Raw genomic sequence first — 16,960 nt, 5'->3', positions numbered from 1 at the left:
AAAAGCTGATGAAAGACGATCCGAAAAACATTCCGCTCCGCTACTTCGTGGCCGGCCGTTATCTCAGTTCCGGCCAATTCGCGCTTGCCAAGCCGATCTACGCAGACCTCTTGCGGCGCTCGCCCACCTTGGAAGTCTACGAAGGGCTCCTCGAATCCAGCTACAAGACCGGCGACGCCGCGAAGCAGGTCGAAGTGCTTACGGAAGTCACGGCGAAAACGAACAGCCTCGAAGCGGTGTCGAAATTCATCGACACCTTGATCGCCGATAAAGCGAAGCTCAACGATCTTCTCGTCGCAGGTCGCAAGTCGGTAGCGGCTTCGCAACCGGAAGATGGTCGACCGGTCGCGTTCGCGCTCGGCCTGACGGCTCTCGAGGCGAAGCAATATGAAGTCGCCGCGGAGTTTTTCGAGCTGGCGTTGTTGCACGATCCCAAGAGCTCCCCGACGGTTTTGTTGGCCTGGGGCTTGGGACTTTTCGGCGACGACCGATATGGCGATGCGGCGAAGGTATTTCATCGCGCCGTCGAAAGCGACATCGGAGCCGAGAACGCCGGCTTCCATACCTATCTCGCTTTAGCTTTAGAGTTCGACGGCAAAACTGACGAAGCGTTGGTCGTCGCTCGCAAAGCAGCGGAAGTCGGTAAGGGAGAGCTGCGCTTTGCGACTCGGATTCCCTGGATCTTGTACCACGCCAAACGGCATCAAGAAGCGGCCGAGGCCTATCTGGCGCTCCTCAAGAAATTCGACGCCGATCATAAATCGGATGCCGATCGACAACTGCTCCGCGAAGCGCGGCTCGCTCTCTCGAACATCTACGTGCATCTCGAAGATCTGGCCCGCGCCGAGCAACCGTTGGAAGAAGTACTCGATGAATTCCCCGACGATATCGGCGCCATGAACGATCTCGGATACCTCTGGGCCGACCAAGGAAAGAACTTGGAAATGGCGTTGGAAATGGTCAAGAAAGCGGTCGCGAAAGAGCCGAAGAACCGCGCCTACCGCGATAGTCTCGGTTGGGTATATCACCGCTTAAAACGGAATGCCGAAGCCGCGGTCGAGCTGGAACTCGCGATCAAGAAAGAGCCGGGCAAGGACGATCCCGACGGCGTGATTCTCGATCATCTCGGCGATGCGTACCATGCTCTCGGTCGGACTGAAGATGCTCGGCGCCAATGGCAGGCAGCGGCCGATTCGTTTAAGAAGGACGACGAGCGGGCCAAGCTCGCGGCGGTCAACAAAAAGATCGCCGCCTTGCCGAAAAAGTAAGCGCCCGTTCGCAAGCCACGAACTAAGGATCACGGACCGAAAAGAACCTATGGCAGGCCATTCCCACTGGTCGAATATCGCCGCGAAGAAGGCGATCGTCGATAAGAAACGCGGTAAGCTTTGGAGCAAGCTTTCGAAGGCGATCATCATCGCCGCTCGAGGCGGCGGCGATCCTGCGATGAATCTCAAGCTCCGCTACGCGATCGACGCCGCGAAGGCCGTGAGCGTACCGAAAGACAACATCGAGCGGGCCATCAAGGCCGGCACCGGTGAGACGAAGTCGGACACTTTGGAAGAAATTCTCTACGAAGGCTACGGCCCGAACGGTGTCGCCGTGATGTGCGAGATTCTCACCGACAACCGCAACCGCACGGCCGCCGAAGTGCGCAAGATCTTCGAACTCGGCGGCGGCCAACTCGGCACGACCGGCTGTGTCGGATGGATGTTCGAACGCAAGGGAATGTTTCTCGTTCCGACTTCGCAAATTGCGGAAGACATGCTGATGGAACTCGCACTCGAAGCGGGTGCCGACGATGTGCAAACTCTTCCCGAAGGTCATGAAATCACGTGCTCGCCGAACGTCTTTCAGGCGGTTTCCGAAGCGCTGCTTGCCAAAGGCTTGAAGCCCGAAATGAGCCAGATTTCGCGGATTCCGAAGACCACGGTCGAACTCGACGCCGACTCCGGCCGCACGGTTCTCAAGCTCATGGAAAACCTCGACGACCACGACGACGTGCAAGCTGTGTCGTCGAATTTCAGCATCCCCGACGCCGCGATGGCCGAGATCAACGGCGGATAAATCGGTAGTAGAGTTGTAGAGTTATTGTCTAACGATCTTATTGTCGAAAGTCGTCGCATGCCCGCAGCGGAAACGACGGAGCAGCGAGCGCTTCGCAGCGGCGGCACGAGCGCCGATCCGATCTACGCGATGGCAGTCGAAGTGTTGGAAGGTCGACATCCGGGCGGGGGCTTTTTGCTCGACGTCGGCTGCGGCCATGGGAACCTGAGAAGCTATGTTCAAGATCGCTTCGAGCGATATGCGGGAGCCGATGTCGTTCGTTATCCCTCCTTCTCAAACGATGCCGAGTTCTATCCGATCGATTTGGATAACGGCCGCATCCCGCTCGCCGACGGTAGCGTCGACGTCGTTGCGTCCGTCGAAACGATCGAGCATTTAGAGAACCCTCGCGCGTTCGCTCGTGAAATGACGCGGCTCTGCCGGCCCGGCGGTTGGATGTTGATTACCACTCCGAACCAACTCAGCTTCTTGAGTAAGCTCACGTTCTTTGTGAAGAATAAGTTCAACGCGTTTACGGACTCCAGTTACCCTGCACATATCAATGCACTCTTGGAAATAGACCTGCGACGAATCGCACTCGAATGCGGTTGGACCGAGGTGCATGTTGTCTATTCCAAGTGCGGCCGCGTGCCCGGCACCGCTCGACATTGGCCCACGTTCCTGTCTCGCTTACTGCCGAGAGCGATGTCCGACAACGTCTGCATCATCGGGCGCAAAGTCTAGAAGAGCGTTCTCACAACCGCCTTAAGGGGTGCTGCTTCGATCTTAGAAAAGATCTTAAGCAGGGCTGGATACGCCTATTTGCCGTATAGTTCCCGAATCTTTCGCATGGCTCGGCGAATCGTGTAGTCGACCCAAATCGGAAAACTGAATCGAGCGTAATCAAACGCCGATTCAAACCATCCCGAGTACTTCGCTTGTTCCAGCCAATCCCATTGGCATTTGAGCCCGAGCCCGTTTCGCCAGGGCTTTCGAGGTCCGATGAAGTGGATCACGAACGCTTCTCGCAACAACCGATGGCGATTCGCAATGAGGGCTTGGGAAATCGGATCATCGAGATCTTTTATGACCACATTCGATTCGAAATACGCCGGCACGTTCCATTCCGCGGGCAACAACTCGCAGTCTTGGCATAAGATCGCATTGATGCCGTCCTGATCGGCGTACCTGTTGATGTCCGTCGTTCGTCGAACGTATTCAAGTATGCGCGATGCGATATTCTCTTCGCGCCAACGCTTGAGATTCATCAGCAATAGGCCGGCATTGATATAAGGAGCGTCGGGCGGCAATCCGAGATGCTCCCAATTGGGTAGCGCTCGGGGGGCCGAAACTCTGGGGGCGCTGAATTCTCGGGTCGCCGCAATAGCACGCGTGTGCGAACGCAACGACCACGGAATTCCCAGATCGCCGCGAATCAGCAAGTCGCTGTCTAAATACAGCACATGGTCGATTTCGGCAGGGAGCAAGTCGGGAAGCAAGAGACGCAAATAGGTCATCGCGTTGATGTGTGCGACCGGCACGTTCGACAAGCGATCGAGATCGGGTGCGAGGAATCGAACCTCGATATTTAGATTGTCTCCTTGAATGATTCGCCGCATCTTGGCTTGCGTTTCGGGGCGAATACCGCCATCAACGATATAGATGTCGGCACCGCGTCCAGCGCTCAGATGCGACACCGCACCATGCATCGTGATCGTCAACGGGAAAGCGAATGCCTCGTCCGCTCCGGCTGCGAGCACGATCCGTGCGGCGCCATCTTCGATCGCCGCAACGGGCTGGATGAAATTCATCGTTCTCGCAGTTCAACTTAGCGCAACGTCAACGCTTCGGCGAATCGCCGGGCTTTCGGGCGGCAATTGCGACCGTGCGGGAGCAAGAACGGGGAAAAAGTCGAACCATCCAATCCGGAAAACTTCGAGAAGTAAGCACGATCCGTTCCGCATATCCGTAAATGATCCGGATGTCGAGTAATCCACATTCGCTCGCGATGCGGCGCAAGTCCAGTTCGATTAGCGCAGTGAGATGGCCGGGGTATAAGCTCGCTCCGAAGTAAGTGAAGTGGTTCTTAAGCAAGAGCGTCAACTTACTCAGAATACTCAATTGGTTCGGGGTCGTGATCACGATCCAACCGTTCGGCTTCGTAATGCGGACCAGTTCGCGGGTGAAAGCCCTGGGATTTTCTAAATGTTCGATCGTTTCCACCGACAATACGGCATCGAACGTTCCGTCTTCAACCGGTACTCGACCGGTATCGAGATCGACCTTATTGAACTTTACTTCCGCCGGCAATTCCGGATATCGCACCAAGTCGGCACCTTCGTAAATCGCAACGTACGGAGCGATGAACTCACGAAGCTGTCCGGTGCCGCAGGAAATATCGAGAACGCGAGGGCTTTTTAATTCGATCGACTTTAAAATCGTCGCAATCAATCGATAGATGCCGGCTTCACTATATCCACCCGTGTTGGCGGCCCGATCGTAGGTGGTAAGTTCCGACGCCGACATAGAGGCTCCGAGTTTTCGAACTGAGTTGAGTCCGATACAACCTGCCGAATGCAATCGATATCAAAATGGCAAGCAAACGCAGGATAAGCTTATCTCAGCTTAGTTGTCGATGTATCGCGGTTCAATGTTTGATCTGCTCCCAATAAGCGTCGAACTTGAACTCGGGGCTGTTGTCGTGGTCGTGGCATTTGGCGCAGAGATTGCGTTCGGCCGTGGCGAGCGCGGCCTTCATCAACAGTCTTAGCTCGGCGCGGCGTGCGGCATCGGGGCCGGTTTCCGCTTGCACGTGAGCCCCGCCCGGGCCGTGGCAGTTTTCGCAACCGTTGCCGACTAGTTGCGGCGTCTTCACGAGATCCAAGAAGCCGCTTTGAAACGGCACATGTTGTTGCGGATCCCAGCCGACCGCATGGCAACTGATGCACTCGGGATCGAACTGCCGCGCCGGTTTGAGCTCCGCGAGCGTTGCCGTGGCATGGGCGTGGCCGGAGTCTTTCCAAACGTCGAAGGCCCCTTGATGGCACTTCGCACAACTCTCGGAGCCGACGAACTGAGCGGACCGAGGGTCGGTCGCCTCGGCGCGCGGATGAATCTTTTCCGTAACGCCGAGGTTCGCTAAGCCTGCAACCCGGAGCTGATCTTGATACTCGGTGAGCAAGCGTTTCATGTCCGACGATTCGGGAAAACGAGCATCGAGCGGCACTCGTTGATAACGGATCGGCGCAGCGGCATCGTCGTAGATGCCGACGACGATCGCGTGTTGTCCCTTCTTACCGACTTCGATCAGGCCGGTTTGCGTTCCGGCGACGAGACGAATGTTGCCCGGCGGTTCATCGGCTCCGCCCGCCGTGACGACGAAGCGGAACTGCGGGAACTTCTTGACGAGCGTTTCCGTTTCTTCCGGAAGTGCGTAGCTGAGTAAGATCAGCTCATCGCAGCGTTCCGCAGTCAGTTCGGCGAGAACTTCCTTGAGTCCTTGTTCGGCCGGAACGATGACGACTCCTTCGTTCGTGATAGTGCGGGTAAAGGAGTCGCCGACGATCGCCGTCACGCCGATCTTCTTACCGCCGACGTTGACCGTGCGGAAGCGGGCCGTTGCGCCGGAATCGAACCCGAACAGCGCGACGTTCGCCGATGTAAACGGCGCGGTCTTGTCGAGATACGGCTCCGTCGCGGCTCCCAAAAGCGCCGTGGCCGGCATCCGCAAATCATCGGCACCGAACCCGATCGCGGCATAGCCCATCTCGATGAGCCCTTTGACCGTTTGCTGGAACTTAATTTCGGTTTGTTGCACCCCGATCCGACGGACCTGACCACCGAGATCGAAGGCGGCTGCCGGCCAGCCCTGTTGCTTGAGCTTCGATAAGAGCGTGCTGCGCCGGCTCAAGCCCCCTTTCAAGTTTTCGAGGCCCGCGCAACCGCACGGCTCGATGTAGCCGGTGAGGTCGCCGGTGAAGACGAGCGCATAGCGCGGCGCCGGCCACTCGATGAAGATCGGCCCATTGCGACGGACCGCTTCCGCGACGACGGCTGCACCGGGCGTTTCGTCCGCAGCGGCGGCAGCTTGGCTGTTCGTTTGCCGACCGACCGGTTGTTGCGCAACGAACGCCGCTCGATTGCCCGGTTCGCGCTGGTCGCCACCGGTTGCGCGCGGGTTCGCGGCGCCGGGGAATTGCAGCACGGTTCCGGATTTCGTCGGGCGTGGGCCGGCCGGTCGACCTTCTCTAACTCTACCGCCTTCGCGGGTACCGGCTTCTTTACTGCCACCTTCTCTACTACCGTCTTCTCTAGTGCGCGGGGGAGACGAGATCGCAGTGCTTTCCGGTGAGCAGCCGAGAGCTGCAATCGAAAGTGCGACGCAGCTGATAAGTAGAATTCCGCTCCGAGCCGACATGCATAACCTTCCGTGGTCGAAAAAGTTCGATGCATCGAAATCGGATGCAAAGAATTCAAATCGGATGACAGGCGAATTCTGTCGTGATCGGCGATTGCCGGCAACCTGAGTTTGTCGCCGAACGTCCCCTACCCCCCCTGCTTTCGGAGCCGCTCGCGGCAACGCGAGAAGAACGCATGAAAATCGGCACGCGTATAGTCGGGAAAGGTGTACTCGTGTTTTTGCCACGCTTTATGTTTGTAGAACAGCGTAATTTCGGCGAACATCCCCTGCCCCAGATAGATTCGATGGGCGTGATCTTTCGTCGACGCCAGCACGAGCTTCGCCGGCGTGATGTAGCCGGGGTCGAGGTTCAACGGCCGAGCTTCGGCATGCCGGCCGAGCGCCGCATACTCGGCTTCCCAGGCATTGGTCAGGTGTTTGGTTGCCGCTAGCTCGCCGGGGTCGTAGCCTCGGGCTTGGTCGCCGCAAGCGAACGTGAGAAATGTCTTCCCGAGCCCCGGCCCCATCGTCGGCTCGTAGTAGTTCGTTTCGACGAAGTCGAAGGTCGGGCTTTCGAGCGCCACCGGTCCCCACTTCTCGACGCACTTCGCGCGTGCCCAGTCGAGCGCTTGGGCGTGCCGCGTGATCACGGCGACCAGCAACAAGACCGGCGGGTGCGAATGCGTTTCTCCCATGCTGATTCCGCTCGAGCGACGTCGCCGGGGCTACTTGTATTCGGCCCGAGCGGCTGCGACGAGCTTGGCGATCGCCGCGGCGGCCCCTTCGACCGGGATCATGTCGGCAGCCGGCTTCGTGCGCCACTTGAGTTCCAAGTTCCCTTCTTTGAGCCCACGTCCGCCGACGACGACTCGTAGCGGGATGCCGATCAAGTCGGCGTCTTTGAACTTCACCCCGGGGCGTTGGTCCCGATCGTCGTACAGGGTTTCGACACCGAGAGCTTGGAGTTCTTCGTAGAGCTTTTCGGAAGCGGCGGCGACGTCGGCCTCTTTCGCGTTGACCGACGAGACGATCACTTCATACGGAGCCAGCGACATCGGCCAGACGATGCCGTCGGCATTGCTCTTGGTTTCGATGAGCGAGGCGAGAATGCGATTCACGCCGATGCCGTAGCAGCCCATGATGATCGTGTGCTGCTGTTCCTTGTCGTCGAGGAATTTCGCACCGAGGGCCTGCGAATACTTCGTGCCGAGCTTGAATACGTGGCCGATTTCGACCGCGTGGCGCAGCTCGAGCTTGCCGTCGCTCTTGGGCGACGGATCGCCGGCCGCGGCGTTGCGCAAGTCGGCGAAATGCGCGACTTGGAAGTCGCGCTCCAGATTCGCGCCGACGTAGTGGTGGTCTCCTTCGTTCGCGCCGACGATCATATTCGCCATGCCGGCGACATCTTCGTCGGCCCAAATCGGCACCGGCATTTTAAGACCGACGGGGCCTGCGAATCCGACCGGCGCTCCGGTGACTTGCTCAACCACGGCCGTCTCGGCCAGTGCGAGCTTCGCGGCGCCGACTGCGCGGCGGATCTTGTTTTCGTTGGCTTCGTGATCGCCTCGGATCAGCACGGCGATCGGCTTGTCGTCGGCCGTGTAGATCAACGTCTTGAGCATTTGGTGCGGCTTGCACTTGAGGAACTTGCTCACTGCCTCGATGCTGCCGACGTTCGGAGTGTGTAACTTCGTGAGCGGTTTCGGTTCGACGGTCGAGCGTTCGACGAGTCGCTTGCCGGTTTCGGCTCGCTCTTGGTTGGCCGCGTAGCCGCTCTTCGGATCGTAGACGACGGAGTCTTCCCCCGTGTCGGAGATCACCATGAACTCGTGGCTCGCGTCGCCTCCGATCGGGCCGCTTTCGGCTTCGACGGCGAGATAGTCGAGCCCGCACCGGCGAAAGACCGTGCAGTAGGCCTGATACATCCGATCGTAGGTCTTGTTGAGATCTTCGACCGAGGTGTGGAAGCTATACGCATCCTTCATCAAGAACTCGCTCGTGCGCAAGATCCCGAACCGTGGACGCTCTTCGTTGCGAAACTTCGTTTGGATTTGGTACAGCGTGAGGGGCAGTTGCCGGTAGCTCGAGATGTATTTCGAGACGAGATCGGTGATCGGTTCTTCGTGCGTCGGCCCGAGGGCGACGTGGACCTGCTTCCCTTGCCGCCGCAGATGGAAGTGAATCAGCACGTTGCCGAACGCCTCGACCCGGCCGGTCTGCTCCCATAAATGGATCGGCGTGAGGGCGGGCATATGGACTTCGACCGCCCCGGCCTTTTCCATTTCCTCGCGAACGATCTGCTCGGCCTTGCGCAAGGCTCGATACCCGAGCGGCAGGTAAGTGTAGGCACCGGCCATGAGTTGATTGATGAGTCCGGCGCGGAGCATGAGCACATGGCTCGGAATCTCGGCTCCTTCCGGGTTTTCCTTCATGGTCGGGATGAGCGTTTGGCTCCAGCGCACGGCAAGGTCCTTCTGCGAGGTCGGGTTGTTCACCAGGAACGGCGGAAAACGAAGCGGGCATTCTACGCGGGAGCCGGATTTGTGGGAATGCCGGGAACGTTGACACCGCCGTTTCCTTTTAGGAGATTGACGATGACGTCTTGCTTGCGACCGCCCGCGCGGCCTGCTTGATAGCGGGCAGAGGGGGCGCCTTCTGACAACTTGGTGGCGAGATGATTTCGGTCGCGTTGTTGGCCAATGCTCTCACCGCCGATATGGGAATGATTCCCGGTTTCGCTCCGGTCGGGCCCGCGCTCGGGCTGCCGTTGTCGGTGCTGGCTGCGTTTCTCGAGCGGCCTTTTTATACGTGCGCCGGCGTCGAGCGAAATGCGTTGCGCTATTCGTTGCAAGCGAACTTCCTCAGCCTGCTTGCCGGCGTCGTCGGACTCGCGGTGTTCGCTCCGATCGTCATGAGTCCGCTCGGAGCGGCGTTCGGGTGGTTCGTGCCGCCGGCCGCCGTTGCACTCTCTGTCTTGGTCGAAGGACTCTATCTGCGACCAGAGACAAACCCGCGATCGTTCGGTTGGAATTGGGTCATCGGGGCGAACGTGTTCAGCGCCGCGATCTGTGTCGTCGTGATGATCGTCTCGTCGTCGCTTCGAGATTCCTATCCGGCGTTCGCTAGAATGTTTCGGCCGGGCCACGATCGCTTGGAGGTCGGTCTCGCGGTCGTGTGCTTAGGTGTGTTCATCGCCTCATTCTGCGGTGCCGCGAGGCGAGACTCCTCGCCGCAGATTTCCTCCACTCCCGAGTCCTCACCCGCCGCGTCGGCCGATGCGATGCCCCTCCCGACGCTCCGCGCCGAGGCCGAACATTGAATTCCGGCGGCAGTTCCCGTATCGTTCGGTTCTACGAACCCTTGGCCTCTGATCTGCTAGTTGTCTATGACCCCGTACCAATTGATCGAAGAGCTCTCCGAAAAAGAGGAATACACGGCGGCCGACTTAAAACGGGTGCGGGCCATGTTGGACAAGTATCCGAAGTCGGCCGAGCTTTGGGACTACTACGGCGACCTGATGCAGATGAGCGTCGAGGAGTTTCCGATCGAGCGCTCGCAGGAATGCTACGAGAAGGCGATTCAATGCTACCCGACGTTCGCTTCGGCCCATGAATCGCTTGGGCACCTGTACGATGCCTATCTCGACGACTTCCCGAAGGCCGAGGGGTGTTTCGTGCGCGCGATCGAGTATGGCGCCGGCGACTCCGCCCGCGTCGGGCTGGCGCGCGTGTTCGCGCAGACGGAGCGCGAAGCGGCGGCGATCAAGCAGCTTGATCTGTGCGAGGACCAAGCGAACCCGGACGTGTTGGAATTGCGCGCGGAGATCGAAGAGGGATAGAACGGCGAACTCGACCGATCGCCGATCCTGCGACGATCGGTGTCGTAGAATGATGCCCCTATCGAATCGAGAATCGATCATGACGACCGACGAACAAGAGATCCGTAACGTCGTGACCCAATGGATGGAGGCGTCGAAGGCCGGCGACATCGGTGCGGTCTTAAGCTTGATGACCGACGACGTCGTGTTTCTGCAGCCGGGCCAGCCGCCGATGATGGGTAAGGCCGCATTTGCCGAAAAGGCGAAGCCGCAGCAAGGTCCGCTCGGCGAGCGTTTGCAGATCGACGGCAAGAGCGAGATCCAAGAAGTGCAAGTCTCGGGCGAGTGGGCCTTCATGTGGACCAAGCTTTCGGTCACCGCGACTCCGCCCGGCGGCGCGCCGCCGATCAAGCGCGCGGGCCACACGCTTACGGTGCTCCGAAAAGAAAACGGCCGCTGGCTGCTCGCGCGCGATGCGAATCTGCTGGTGAAGGTCGACTAGGCTTGTGTGGTTCGTGTGCTCGACGCTTAATCGCCGTTGCAGGCCGATAAGCGAGGGGGTAAGGTGTATTTTTGCATGTCACGCCATGCGATCTCTCACATCATAGAGCGACACAATTCCAGGCCGTTGCCGGCCGTTAGTAGCGAAGATCGCCGGATGGATCGGCTGTGCGGTTGAGCCTTCGATCGGCCTTTTCCGTGACCGAATGTGAGCGAAAGAATCGTCGGGAATGCCACGGATGATTTCAAGCAGTGAGATTTCCGTCGTTGTGCAAGGTGCGGTCGCCGGCCGACCGAGCGATCCACCGGCGAAGCGATTTACCGACCGCTGCTTGCGCTCCGTGCGACGTCATCTGCCGGAGGCGCAGATCATCTTGTCGACATGGAAAGGTGCCGACGTCACCGGCTTGTCGTTCGATCGACTCGTCTTGAGCGACGATCCCGGCGCGGTGCCGCTCGATGCGCGCCGCACGCCGAACAACATCAATCGACAAATCGTGTCGACGGGTGCCGGAATGCGAATCGTCGAACGTCCCTACGCCGTGAAGTTGCGAACCGACTTCGAGTTGCTCGGCGATCGGTTCTTGCACTACTTCGGTAAGTTCAACGCCTACGGCGGGGATGATCGAATCTTTCGCGAACGAGTCGTCGCTTCGACGGTCTTCTCGATCAACCCGCGGCGGTTTGCGCCGATGCCGTTTCATCCGAGCGACTGGTTCTTTTTCGGTCGCAGCGAAGACTTGCGCAACCTTTGGGATATCCCGCTCGCACCCGAGCCGGAGACGTCGAATTGGTGCGGTTTGGAAGATCGAGCCCGTGTTCCGTTTCTCGGTGGAAGGACGGCACGCTATGCGCCCGAGCAAACGATGTGGCTCGGCCTGCTGCGGAAGCACGGCGACGTTGCTTGTCGCCACATGACCGACGTGGCCGACGGCGCGATCGAAGCGACGGAACGAACGATTGCGAACAATCTCGTGCTCGCTTCGCCGAACCAACTCGGCTTAAAGTATCTCAAGGGGCGCCGCGGCTCGCTGTGGGACTTCGAGAGTATCGCCGTGTATACCCATTGCGAATGGCGTCGGTTGTATCGCCGCTACTGCGATCCGAGGGCCACGGTTCCTTGGATCGACGCGCGCGGCTATTTCAACGCTTACCTCTACTTTTGGTATGCGATCGGGCAGCGACTGCTGAGTTGGACGCGCGGGCCGCAAGCCGATCCGTTTGCGAATTCGGATCTCATGGCTTCCAAATCGGATCGATAAGTTCGGCGATGTAGGTATTGGTGAACGAAGGACAGTGTTCGGCGTGAGCCGGTCGTTTAGGATTCGTAGCTATGGTGGGTGAGAATCTTGATCTTTCGAGCGATCCCGAAGACGGCGACGGAAAATCTCGCGCCGCTTCCGGGCACCCAGCCGGGCGACCGTTTCTCGGCGTCCATTTCGTGTGTTGCGATGTCTATGCGCGGATCTACGTCAACCGCGAAGCAACTGCCTATCAAGGCCACTGCCCGAAGTGCTCGCGAGCGATCGTGGTAAAGATCGCTTACGGCGGCAGCGACTCACGATTTTTCGAAGCAGGATAAGATCGAAGCTCCGCCGAAGCCGATGAAGACTCGGTCGACGATGCGTTCCGGTTTCTCGAAGCGTCGGCGTGTCGCTGCTTTCGGAAACGAGGGTCCGACGTATAATCGGCAACTGCATTCGAGCATCTCTCCCCCGACCGCTTCGCTTCCGTCATGCCTTTGCTCCCCGCCGAGATCGATCTTTATCCTGCCGACTTTCTGGAGCGGCCGGATGTAGGCGCGGAGTTGGGGCGCGGGTGGTGGGCGTTTTATCTTCGTGCGCGACGCGAAAAGCAGTTCATGCGCGTGCTCCGCGGGCTCGAAATTCCCTTCTACGGGCCGACGATTCGCAAACGCTCGAAGTCTCCTTCCGGCCGAACGCGCGACTCGTTTATGCCTCTCTTCTCCGGCTATGTGTTCGCTTACGGCGACGACGAAGCGCGGCGACTCGCTCTGACGAGCGATTGCGTAAGCCGTTGGTTGCCGGTTCCCGACGGCACGACTTTGACGACCGATTTGCGTCAAATCCGTAAACTCATCGCGGCGAGCGTGCCGCTGACGATCGAATCGCAGATCGAGCCCGGCACTCCGGTGCGCGTGAAGACGGGGACGTTTCGCGGGATGGAAGGGGTCGTCATTTCGCGCCAAGGAAAAGAACGGCTGCTCGTAGCCGTCCGTTTTCTCCAGCAAGGCGCCTCGCTGGCACTCGACGATTTCGAAGTCGAGCGGATCTAAGCCGGCGGCCGCATCGTTGCCGTCGCCGCATGCAGAGCAATTGCTGTAAGCGCGTGCATACAACCTTGCCGTCGCCGGCGGTTTCTTGTACCTTCCCGCACCCGTATGGGCGTGGCTCGATCGAGACTCGTGCAGGCGATTTCTTTGGAACGTTCGGCATCGCGATGGATTTCGAAGTTGTTAAATCGACGCGGACTTGCGCCGTCAGCGGGCGTGAGATCGCAGCAGGCGAGACTTACTACACCGTGCTGATGAAAGACGGAGCGATGGTGAAGCGACTCGATTACTCGGCCGCTTCTTGGAACGGTCCGCCGGAAGACGCGATCGGTTGGTGGAAGTCGACGATGCCGGCTCGCGAAGGGTCGAAGAAGCAGAAGCTCGCTCCGAGCGAAGTGATGCTGCAACTGTTCGCCGAGTTGGAAGACTCGCCCGAGCAATATGATTTACGTTATGTGTTGACGCTGCTGTTGATTCGCCGGCGGTTGATGCGACTGGAAGAGACGGTCAAGGAAGACGATACCGGTGTGGCCGGAGAGACGATGGTGCTCTACTGCCCGCGCGATGAGCAGACGTATCGAGTTCGGGTCGTCGATCCGAGCGAACCACGCGTGGCGGAGATTCAAGCTTATTTGGGCCAATTGTTGTACGCTCCGAGTTAACCGGCCGCTGCTAAGAAAACCTACGAAAGTCGCGGAAGTGATCAAACAACCGGCTGCCCTGCTCTTCGCTTGCGTCGTCGCCGTTTCGGCGGGGGGCGCTCAATGTCATCGGCCGAATCCGAACGTGACGGCGATCTACGGCCCGCGCGTGTTGACGGAGAACCCATCCACCGGCGATGTGATTCAGGTCGTGAATGCCAACAGCGCACTCATTCGCTCGCTTTATACGACGGATGCCGTGATGAGCGTGCCGGGTGCCCCTTCGTTGCGCGCCAATCTTGCGCTGGAGCGGCAAAAGAGATTGCGTCTCCGCGCAGAGACGGCGCTCACCGGTGCGGAAGTCGATATGGGAAGCAACGACGACGTGTTTTGGTTTTGGGTCCGAAGGAATCCGCCTCCGACGTTGTATTTTTGTCGACACGATAAGTTCGCGGCAAGCGCGGCGAAGCAAGTCGTGCCGGTCGATCCCGAATGGCTGCTCGACGCGATCGGCCTGGCGACGTTCGATCCTTACCATCAGCATTCGACGCCGCAGAAGAATCGGAACGGCAAATGGGAAGTTCGGACGACGTTGCCGAGCGTGAACGGCTCCGCCCCGATGACGAAGGTGACGGTCGTCGACGACGCGCGAGGGTTCGTGCTCGAGCAACACCTTTACGACGAGCGCGGTACGCTGGTCGCCAGCGCGCTGGCGAGTCGCCAATGGCGCGATCCGGCCACGGGCGCGATCGTGCCTCAGGTGATCGAGATCAATTGGCCTTCGACGCAGTTCTCGCTGAAGTTCGATGTTCGCTCTTGGACGGTGAATAATATTCCAGCCGATCCGGCGCAACTGTTCACGATGCCGAATTATCCCGGTTGGGCCGTGGTCGATCTCGGCGACCCGAACGTGCGAGCCGCCGGCTTGCCGGCCGGAGGGCCGAACACGACTCAGCAGCCTGCCACCCCCGTCGGTGGTTCTTACGGCACGCCGATTCCGACACCGACCCCCTATTCGAACTCGGGGGGATTTTCCAGTTCTACTGGCATGACCGCCGTGCCGCCCTTGGGCAATGGGAATGCCGTAGGAGTACCGTCCTCTGGTTCTGCCCCTTATCCCGCGGCACCTGCCGGCGGGCGCGACCTCATCGGATGGGCCGGTGCTCCGACGAATTCGAGCGCCCCCACTGCCGCCGCTTCGCCTTATGCGAATCCTTACCCGGCAACGACTTACGGCCAGGTTCCCTTCGGGACCGCGGGTACGAGCGGCACTTCGGCGGCTCGCACCGCTCAAGCAGCATCGTCTCCGCCGGCCGCTCCTGGAATGTTACGCTAGGCGAACCGCTGCGCGAATCGCCACGATTCGCTCCTTTCCCAGGCCTCGATGCGAAGTAAGATTGAAGTAGGCGGTAGTGGAGCTAAACCATTCCTAACGGAGATTTTGCGGCAGGGATCAAGCCTTTTGGGTGGGCTGTCAGCTTGGTGGGGATCCGCTCGCGATATTCGTTGAGAAATACGTTGCAATACCTGCTTAGCCAAATATCATCACAGAATGGCATCGTCGGCACGCAAATCGAGGCTGATGCGTCGATTTAAGCCGTTTGACGATGCCTGCTTAGACCATACCTCCTTAGTGGTTTTGCCGTCGTTGAAATAAGTTCGCGACACGCAGCTCAACTCCGGAAGTTCAGTTCCGGAAATGGTTCCTCAGAAAGCATATCTATGAACGTCCTGCGCATGCATTCGTTGCTTACCAAGTCGTTTGTGTTTGCCGCGTTCGGTCTGACGCCTATCGTCGCCGATGCGCAAGCGCTCGTGGAAGCGGCGGACGCGAAGAAGGAAAACGCCGTCACTGCCGAGACGGTGGCGGTCGATGCCGCGGTGCGCAGCGCGGCTTATGCTTCGTATATGCGGCATGAATATGCCTTGCAGTCGGACGGCAACCTAAAAGGTAAGGTGCGCATGGTCGACTCGGGCGGCGCCCTGACTCCGGCACGCGTCAAGCTATTCTTCGTTCGTCACGGCGAGATCGTTTCGCAAGCCACGCCGAATGCGGAAGGAACTTTTCAAGCAACCGGGCTGACTCCGGGTTACTACTCGGTGATCGCCAACGGAGCGTCGGGATTGTCGTCTACGGGCGTGCGCGTGGTTCCACCGCCGGAGAAAGTCGAAGCTCCGCGAGCGAATACGATCGGCCGGCAGCGCCTCGTTTCCAATGTCGATGCAGGGACGAAACAAGCTGCCGAAGCTCCGGGAGCCGATTGGTTGCACATCACGCCGATTCCTACGATCGACGCCGAAGCCGCGAGGCGGATCGCCGAAATCCAAAATGGGCAACGTGTCAGTGCAACCGGAAACGCATCCCCGATGCGCTTGGTCGCGGCTGCGGAAACCGATAAGGGAGTCGTGGGAGCCGCCGACAAAGCGGGAGCGGCCGAAGCCAACACTTTGGAAATGGATACGACGACCGTCGACCTCCTGAACGACGCTTACGAGCGTAGCTCTTATCATCTGGATGCAAACGGCAAGCTCTTAGGGCAGCTCAATCATTTCGACAATTCCGAAAAGCTCGTGCCATCTCCGTTTACGACGATTTACTTTTTGCAGCAAGGACGGGTCGTCACACGGACTACCAGCAACGCCCAAGGCAATTATGAAGTCAGCGGTCTTCTTCCGGGTTCTTATTCATTCATCGTCGCCGGAAACGATCAGTTCGGTGCGGTAGGCATTCGAATTCTTCCGGCACCGGCCGAGCTTGTTCCTTCCTCGAACATCAAGTCCGTATCGTTTGCTCGCGGCGTGCTCCAGCCTCGAGGGCTCGGCCCTAGCGGCGGCGGCGGTCGCGGTGGCGACTTCCGTGCTGCCGGTGGCGGCGGAGGAGGAGGCGGTGGTTTTGGTGGTGGAGGTGGATTTGGCGGAGGAGGCGGTGGCGGTGGAGGAGGCTTAGGTGGTGGTGGAGGGGGCGGCCTTGGCGGCGCGGGCGGGGGGCTCGGCGGCTTGGGCGCACTTGGTCTTGGAGGAGCTGCGGCCGCTGCCAGTGCGTCCGGAAAAAGTAATGCAGGCTCCTCTTCGAGCGGTTCCGGTTCGGGCGGTTCCGGTTCACTGTAGTATCGTACTGATGAATTCGAGCGAAGCATGACATGTGCAACCGCTCGTCAAAATAATTGCGGAACGGCCGGAATCGCCTCACGACGATTTCGGCCGTTTTGTTTTCTTGGATCATCTCAACAGGCTCAAGTCGGTGTCGTTCGCTTAGCAGTTCG

The 16,960-nt window shown here is 59.3% G+C and carries 17 protein-coding genes; 12 read left to right on the top strand and 5 right to left on the bottom strand.

The features are described from left to right. The 3 genes from K8U03_26560 to K8U03_26550 form a co-directional block, all read left to right on the top strand. A partial coding sequence (locus tag K8U03_26560; protein MCE9608462.1) for a hypothetical protein occupies positions 1–1,268 on the top strand: 1,268 nt, incomplete at its 5' end. Between the two features lie 49 nt (positions 1,269–1,317). Next, positions 1,318–2,067, top strand: coding sequence for a YebC/PmpR family DNA-binding transcriptional regulator (locus K8U03_26555; GenBank protein ID MCE9608461.1), 750 nt, complete (start codon positions 1,318–1,320; stop codon positions 2,065–2,067). 57 nt (positions 2,068–2,124) lie between these two features. Further along, positions 2,125–2,790, top strand: coding sequence for a class I SAM-dependent methyltransferase (locus tag K8U03_26550; protein MCE9608460.1), 666 nt, complete (start codon positions 2,125–2,127; stop codon positions 2,788–2,790). 74 nt (positions 2,791–2,864) lie between these two features. On the opposite strand, the gene K8U03_26545 is transcribed toward K8U03_26550, so the two are convergent. From K8U03_26545 to K8U03_26525, 5 genes are all read right to left on the bottom strand, one after another. After that, a complete protein-coding gene (locus tag K8U03_26545; GenBank protein ID MCE9608459.1) occupies positions 2,865–3,857 on the bottom strand; it encodes a hypothetical protein in 993 nt (330 codons plus the stop codon). Between the two features lie 28 nt (positions 3,858–3,885). Further along, positions 3,886–4,572, bottom strand: coding sequence for a methyltransferase domain-containing protein (locus K8U03_26540; protein MCE9608458.1), 687 nt, complete (start codon positions 4,570–4,572; stop codon positions 3,886–3,888). A 121-nt stretch (positions 4,573–4,693) separates the two neighbouring features. Then, positions 4,694–6,250, bottom strand: coding sequence for a hypothetical protein (locus tag K8U03_26535; GenBank protein ID MCE9608457.1), 1,557 nt, complete (start codon positions 6,248–6,250; stop codon positions 4,694–4,696). A 341-nt stretch (positions 6,251–6,591) separates the two neighbouring features. Beyond that, positions 6,592–7,140, bottom strand: a complete 549-nt coding sequence (locus K8U03_26530; GenBank protein ID MCE9608456.1) for a DUF4416 family protein — start codon at positions 7,138–7,140, stop codon at positions 6,592–6,594. A 30-nt stretch (positions 7,141–7,170) separates the two neighbouring features. Then, a complete protein-coding gene (locus K8U03_26525; protein MCE9608455.1) occupies positions 7,171–8,907 on the bottom strand; it encodes a proline--tRNA ligase in 1,737 nt (578 codons plus the stop codon). Between the two features lie 212 nt (positions 8,908–9,119). Between K8U03_26525 and K8U03_26520 the strand changes: the two genes are divergently transcribed. The 9 genes from K8U03_26520 to K8U03_26480 all read left to right on the top strand — a co-directional run bounded on the left by K8U03_26520 (position 9,120) and on the right by K8U03_26480 (position 16,805). Next, positions 9,120–9,764: a hypothetical protein gene (locus K8U03_26520; GenBank protein ID MCE9608454.1), complete on the top strand. Its 645-nt coding sequence runs from the start codon at positions 9,120–9,122 to the stop codon at positions 9,762–9,764. 66 nt (positions 9,765–9,830) lie between these two features. Beyond that, the gene (locus tag K8U03_26515; GenBank protein ID MCE9608453.1) at positions 9,831–10,283 is read left to right on the top strand and encodes a hypothetical protein; all 453 of its coding nucleotides are present in this window, start codon (positions 9,831–9,833) and stop codon (positions 10,281–10,283) included. A 79-nt stretch (positions 10,284–10,362) separates the two neighbouring features. After that, on the top strand, positions 10,363–10,764 hold the full coding sequence (locus tag K8U03_26510) for an SgcJ/EcaC family oxidoreductase (protein ID MCE9608452.1): 402 nt from the start codon (positions 10,363–10,365) through the stop codon (positions 10,762–10,764). A gap of 238 nt (positions 10,765–11,002) precedes the next feature. Next, entirely contained in the window at positions 11,003–12,025 is a 1,023-nt protein-coding gene (locus K8U03_26505) for a WavE lipopolysaccharide synthesis family protein (protein MCE9608451.1), read from the top strand. A 71-nt stretch (positions 12,026–12,096) separates the two neighbouring features. Next, positions 12,097–12,345, top strand: coding sequence for a hypothetical protein (locus tag K8U03_26500; GenBank protein ID MCE9608450.1), 249 nt, complete (start codon positions 12,097–12,099; stop codon positions 12,343–12,345). A gap of 153 nt (positions 12,346–12,498) precedes the next feature. After that, on the top strand, positions 12,499–13,059 hold the full coding sequence (locus K8U03_26495; GenBank protein ID MCE9608449.1) for an antitermination protein NusG: 561 nt from the start codon (positions 12,499–12,501) through the stop codon (positions 13,057–13,059). Between the two features lie 164 nt (positions 13,060–13,223). Next, a complete protein-coding gene (locus K8U03_26490) occupies positions 13,224–13,718 on the top strand; it encodes a hypothetical protein (GenBank protein MCE9608448.1) in 495 nt (164 codons plus the stop codon). Between the two features lie 37 nt (positions 13,719–13,755). Next, positions 13,756–15,033: a hypothetical protein gene (locus tag K8U03_26485; protein MCE9608447.1), complete on the top strand. Its 1,278-nt coding sequence runs from the start codon at positions 13,756–13,758 to the stop codon at positions 15,031–15,033. A 401-nt stretch (positions 15,034–15,434) separates the two neighbouring features. Next, a complete protein-coding gene (locus tag K8U03_26480) occupies positions 15,435–16,805 on the top strand; it encodes a hypothetical protein (GenBank protein ID MCE9608446.1) in 1,371 nt (456 codons plus the stop codon). Positions 16,806–16,960 lie beyond the last annotated feature (155 nt).

The organism is Planctomycetia bacterium (genome assembly GCA_021413845.1).
Lineage (GTDB): Bacteria > Planctomycetota > Planctomycetia > Pirellulales > PNKZ01 > PNKZ01.
Note: the sequence above shows the minus strand (reverse complement) of the source record. Positions and strands in the feature narration are given on the sequence as shown.